Source organism: Mesorhizobium sp. WSM4850, assembly GCF_055811735.1.
The window spans coordinates 1-5,210 of record NZ_JBVVPV010000106.1; the positions used below are offsets into that span (position 1 = coordinate 1).

The 5,210-nt window shown below is 60.7% G+C and carries 6 protein-coding genes; 1 reads left to right on the forward strand and 5 read right to left on the reverse strand.

What is annotated here, in order from left to right; all coding sequences use genetic code 11:
* Positions 1–147: 147 nt before the first annotated feature.
* The gene (locus AC0L2Z_RS34850; RefSeq protein WP_473630571.1) at positions 148–894 is read left to right on the forward strand and encodes a hydantoinase/oxoprolinase family protein; all 747 of its coding nucleotides are present in this window, start codon (positions 148–150) and stop codon (positions 892–894) included.
* 473 nt (positions 895–1,367) lie between these two features.
* On the opposite strand, the gene AC0L2Z_RS34855 is transcribed toward AC0L2Z_RS34850, so the two are convergent.
* The 5 genes from AC0L2Z_RS34855 to AC0L2Z_RS34875 all read right to left on the reverse strand — a co-directional run.
* A complete protein-coding gene (locus AC0L2Z_RS34855) occupies positions 1,368–1,676 on the reverse strand; it encodes a twin-arginine translocation signal domain-containing protein (protein WP_473630572.1) in 309 nt (102 codons plus the stop codon).
* Positions 1,677–1,712: 36 nt separating this feature from the next.
* Positions 1,713–2,576 (reverse strand): ferritin-like domain-containing protein, encoded by an 864-nt coding sequence (locus AC0L2Z_RS34860; protein WP_128166475.1) that lies wholly within the window; start codon positions 2,574–2,576, stop codon positions 1,713–1,715.
* Between the two features lie 158 nt (positions 2,577–2,734).
* Positions 2,735–3,457, reverse strand: coding sequence for an RNA polymerase sigma factor (locus AC0L2Z_RS34865; protein ID WP_473630573.1), 723 nt, complete (start codon positions 3,455–3,457; stop codon positions 2,735–2,737).
* 70 nt (positions 3,458–3,527) lie between these two features.
* A complete protein-coding gene (locus AC0L2Z_RS34870; RefSeq protein WP_473630574.1) occupies positions 3,528–4,607 on the reverse strand; it encodes a mechanosensitive ion channel family protein in 1,080 nt (359 codons plus the stop codon).
* Between the two features lie 310 nt (positions 4,608–4,917).
* Positions 4,918–5,210 (reverse strand): hypothetical protein (locus tag AC0L2Z_RS34875; protein ID WP_473630575.1); only part of this gene is annotated, 293 nt, incomplete at its 5' end.

Here is a 5,210-nt window from a genome sequence, read left to right on the forward strand (position 1 = left end):
CCCCCCCCCCCCCCCCCCCCCCCCCCCCCCCCCCCCCCCCCCCCCCCCCCCCCCCCGTCTCCCCCTCCCTTCGTCGTGCTGCCGCCCCGCCCCCCCGCCGCCCCGGCCCTGCTGGATGAGATTTCAGCGCGGGTCCCAGGCGAAAACTTGATCTATGCCGGACCGTCCGGATTTGTCGGGGTCGAGCAGGCAGCGCGGCTGAGCGCCGACGTCGCCTCTGCCAACTGGCATGCGACAGCGTCATTGGTGGCGAAACTCGCCGGCGATGCCCTGTTCGTCGACATGGGATCGACCACCACCGACATCATCGCCATTAGAAATGGCGCCGTCGCCAATGACGGCTACACCGATGCCGGACGGCTGCTGAGCGGCGAACTGGTCTATACCGGCTTCACCAGGACGTTCCTGTTCGGCGTCGCCTCGTCGGCCCCCGTCCGCGGCAGGCTGACACCGCTGATGAACGAGTATTTCGCCTCGATCACCGATGCGCACCGGATCCTCGGGGTGCTCGACGAAAAGGACGACAGGCACGCTTCCGCCGACGGCAAGGAAAAGACCGTCGATGGCTCGATCGCGCGGCTGGCGCGCATGATCGGGCGCGACGCCGCCGAGCTGACCCTGCCGGAATGGCATGAAATCGCGCGCTGGTTCAGCGAACAGCAGTTGCGCAAGATCCACGACGCAGCGTCCCTGGTTGCCGGGTCCCTTGTCCCGGATGTGCCAATCGTCGGCGCCGGAACCGGCCGCTGGCAGATCAGGCGGCTGGCCGAACGCATGGAACGCCGCTTCGTCGATTTCGCCGAGATCATCCCCGCAGATGACGCCGTTCGCGGCGAAGCCAGCAGCGTCGCGCCCGCGTCCGCGGTGGCGCTGCTGGCGGGATCGCACTTGTAGGCGCTACATCATGGCCGTCCGATCAGTCGGATCGATGAGATATTTCCCCCGGCTCGAAGATCCCGACCCGTACCAGCGCAGGTCGCAAGAGGGTGGAAGGTTCGCGTTCGGCACCCGCTCGGCGCATGTCCGGTTTGCGGCCCATCTCAGCCGTAGAGATCGGCTTCGCAGCTTCCTGAAAGCAGACCTTGCCGGAGATCACGCTGGAGGTCGTAGTTGCGCCAATACCAGTCAGCCAGATTCATACTCGCGGATGACCGCAATGGGGCCGAAACCTGCCCTTCCGCTTTCGGGACAAGCGACCATTCCGCTGATCGACCCAATGCGGACGTTCGCTCTCCGAGAACGAATTCACGCCCATGACCCTAGGCAGACGCCTTACCGCCGGCCGGCCAACGTCCGCTCTGGACGTGGAAGCTGACGTCGCGTTGCTCCCGCCCGAGACATAAGGCGGGAGACCGCAATTTGTTGCATCAAGCCGGCAGCGGCTTGTGGAAACGGCACCAGCCATTTGGGCTGATTGCACCGGCAACGATCTCGCACCCGTTTGGCTCTCGGAAGTGAGTACACCCACCGCAGCGTCGGCCACGATTTGGGGTGCCCTGGTACAGCGCCAGCGCCTTGGTTGTCTTTCCGGCTGCCATCGGTCCAGTCATACAGGCTGAAAGGCCGCCGGCGCTGGCAATCGCCGCACCGGTCACAGAGACTTTCAGGAAATTGCGGCGAGACAGCGCTCGGCTTGAAGCTGCCGATCCGTGGTTCACATCATCATCTTTACTCATGGTCTTTCTCCAAGAGCAGCCCTCGTCGCAGTTGGCTCAGGTGCTCTTGAGCGTGCCGTTCATCCCTTCCGGATAGAAGCCGCCCTTGCTCACTCCGTCCTTGTCGGTGAGGTAGACGATCCGGAGCACCTCCTGCGGCGTTCTGGTGAACGCGATCGCATCGGGCGTCGACGGAACGATGTTGGCTTTTCCGTCCACCTGGATTCCCTGGTCCTTGTCTTCCGATCCGTCGATCTTGTCGCGGGCGTCGGAAACGGCGTTGGCGACCTTCCAGGCTTCCTCTCCCTTCCGGTATAGCGTCGATCGCGCCATGCCCATGTGGTAGGCCTCGACCGCCAGGATGCCTGCGGCGGCGGCGAGGAAGTCTTTGTTTTTCAGAACCGTCGCCGCACCGGCATAGGCGGTGACGCCGACATCCTCGAACAACATCCCGCCGAGAACGAAGTTCGTTTCGTTGCCGAAGGGGTCAAAGTCCGACCCGAGGCCCGCCGCTTCCGCGACGGCCTTGAAACCGGCATCGAAATCGATCGCCGGCCGGTCAACAGCGTCCGTTCCAAGCGTCTTGCGGTAGAAGCGGACGTGCGCGAGTTCATTTTCGGCGACTTCCTGCATGAATTCGCCGATGGCCGGCGTCTCGAAGGAGACTTGCTTGCCGCCAACGACGTCGCCGGGTTTCGAACCAACATCGGCTGCGTCGATGCCCATTCCGGTGGTGCCGCGGAGGTAGTATTCAGCCTCCATATATTCGAGGTTGAGCGCAAAGCGGAAAATGTCCTCGTCCGATATGTCCTGTGCCAATACCGGAGAAGACCGTGCGATGCCGCCGAGTGCCGCTCCGGCACCGAGTACGACAAGTCCCTGAAGCGACTGACGCCGGGATAGGTGAAGTGCGCCCTGCATGGCGGTCTCCTATGTTTGTTGATTCAACGCCGCTGTCAGCACCGCGGCGCCGAGTGCATTTGCCTGATGATTAGATGGTCCGGGCCGCCAAAATATTCCCGCGTCCCGCTACAACATCCCCGCGAAAGGAGCCGGCGTAATCTCGGCGTGAACGGCGTCTACGTGCGCTCAGTCGCCGTGTTCAACGGATGAGTATCCTTTCGAACCAGGCGGATTGCGAGCCGGTCAAAGACTGATTGCGCGAGGCGGTCACAACGGACGCCAGCGAAGAGAAACGTATCCGTGAACACGGTGGCGAGCTTGTCCCGCAGCGCCTCGCGGAGCAGCCGGCGTGCGCGATAAAGACGGGTGCTCACCGTCTGAGGTCGCAATGCCAAGAGAAAAGCAGTTTCCTCAATGCTCATTTCCTCGACGTCTCGCAGGACAAAGACGATGCGAAAGGGCTCTGGCAAGCCACCGACGGCCCGCTCCAGGAGGTTGCGGATTTCAGCGAGAGCGGCCGCCTCTTCGGGATCAGGCTTGTGGGCGCTGAACGGAGCGACCATGCCCTCGATGGCTTTCACGTCGACGGTGGGCCGCCTTTTCCGGCGGCGTCCCAGCGCCTCGTTCAGCGCGATCCGGGTGAGCCAGGTCGACAGCTGCGCCTCCGCGCGGAATTCGGCCAGATGAGTGAAGGCGTGGATATAGGTCTCCTGAAGTACGTCCTCGGCCTCGGTGTCGTCGTTCAGGACGGCGCGGGCGACCCGGTAAAGCCGCTGATTGTGACGCTTGATGATTAACCAGAATGCGGCGGGGTCACGCTGTCGCGCGTGTTCAACCAGCCCCGCGTCGTCAAGGTCCTCGATCCTCACTGCCTCGGTGGATCCGGTCGGCTTCATCATAGGCGCTCCAGATGCATCAGCCTGCCGCGATGCGGGCGGGGTGGCTCCGCGCGGCGTGGCCTGAGGAAGTTCACCTCAAATTGCTCTTCGGAAACAGCACGCGATCGGGTTTTGCATTCATTCGCGCCAGCATTTCCTTGATCAAGCGTGTTTTGGTGCGCCCCGCTTCCTTCGGCGGCACGAGGTAACGCACGATGGCCTCGAGCCAGGTGTTTTCACTGACGCGAAAATGAACCACGGGATGCTCCTTCACTTCGAGTTCGTCCACCGGCGTTTGCGACAGGATGTGCTTATAGACCTTCACCTTCTGGCTCATGATGTCGCCGATCTGCTCGTCGACGACCTCTCTCATGGTTTTCGCTACGAATTCCAGATCGCTTTCATAAGCGAGCTGGAACTTGATTTCATTCCAGACATAGGGAAACAGCGGCCAGGAATAGTTGAAGACCGGCGTGTCAAACACGGTGGAGTTCGGAAACTTGATGACGCGTCCGCTCGGATGATCGGTCCAAAGATGTTCGCCGCCGAATTCCCATAATGTCGTGTCGAGATAGCTGACATCAATGACATCGCCATGGGCATCGCCGATGCGAATGCGGTCGCCAACGCGATAAGGCGCCCTGGCCAAAATATAGATCCACGCGATGAAACTGGAGATCGGCATTTGCAGGGCAAAGCCGAGAATCAGTGAAATCAGGCCGAGTGAAACAACCGCAGTGTACCAGTTCACAAATAAGACTGAAATGGCCACGAAGACGATGGCGACGACGACGACTAATCGAAAAATGCGTTGCAAGTTGAAGCGCGAAACACGATTGGGAATTCGGCCAATGAGAAAGACTTCGATAACATTCGCAACGGTCAGCATAACGAAAATGAGAAGGCCGCCCCTGACGTAGTTCAGCACGCGAACGCGCAAAGGCGCGTCAAGCCATTCCAAGCGCCAATTGATCAGGACTTGGATGCCAAAAAGCAGCAAGGCAGCGGCAGCGAAACCAACCGTCCACCAGACGTCTTCCTTGCGTAGGCTGAAGCGGACTTTTTCCTCGGGCTTTTTCGCCTTCTGTTCCATAGTTTTTGGGTCAGCAGTCTGTTGCGCGGCCCGTTCGAGTCGGGAAAGGTTCTCCTGTTTCTTGGCGCGCGGTTCCAAGGGTTCACCTCCCGATGTGGCCATCAACACCCAGCCAGTGCCTTCTCGTTCCTCGACGGCGGCATTCCGGCAAACGACCCAACGTCAGTCGCTGACTGGCTCCCTGCCGGTCCCCGACAGCTGGCCTTCATTCCGGCGGGCCCGTCTTTGGTGAAATAGGGCGGCAAGCACGTCGCCACCATATTCGGCAAATGCCTTATAGCCCAATCCGAAATTAAGTTGAGTTTGGTATCAGCAGCTCCCCGATAGCTCACCGGTAGAGATCTCGACTGTTCATCAAGCGGCCGTTGGTTCGAATGCAACTCAGCCTTCATCGGCCGGCGCGTTTCTTGCGTGAGGCGGACTTCGCTCCTGCGGCGGGATCATGCCGGCGGATAGCCGCCAATCCATTGGATTGCACGTATTGACTCGAGCCCATCACAACGACTGAGCGAAAGGCGGGATTCGGGATCGAGCTGAGCGTCGACGAACGGCTGAGATTAGGCGCGTTGCTGCCATTCGCAACGCCGAGAATGAAGGTCTCGAATGGGTCGATTGTGTTGAAAAAGTCCGGGTTGCAGCAGTCCTGAAGCACTGATTCAATGTTCGTCGTAAGAGGAGATT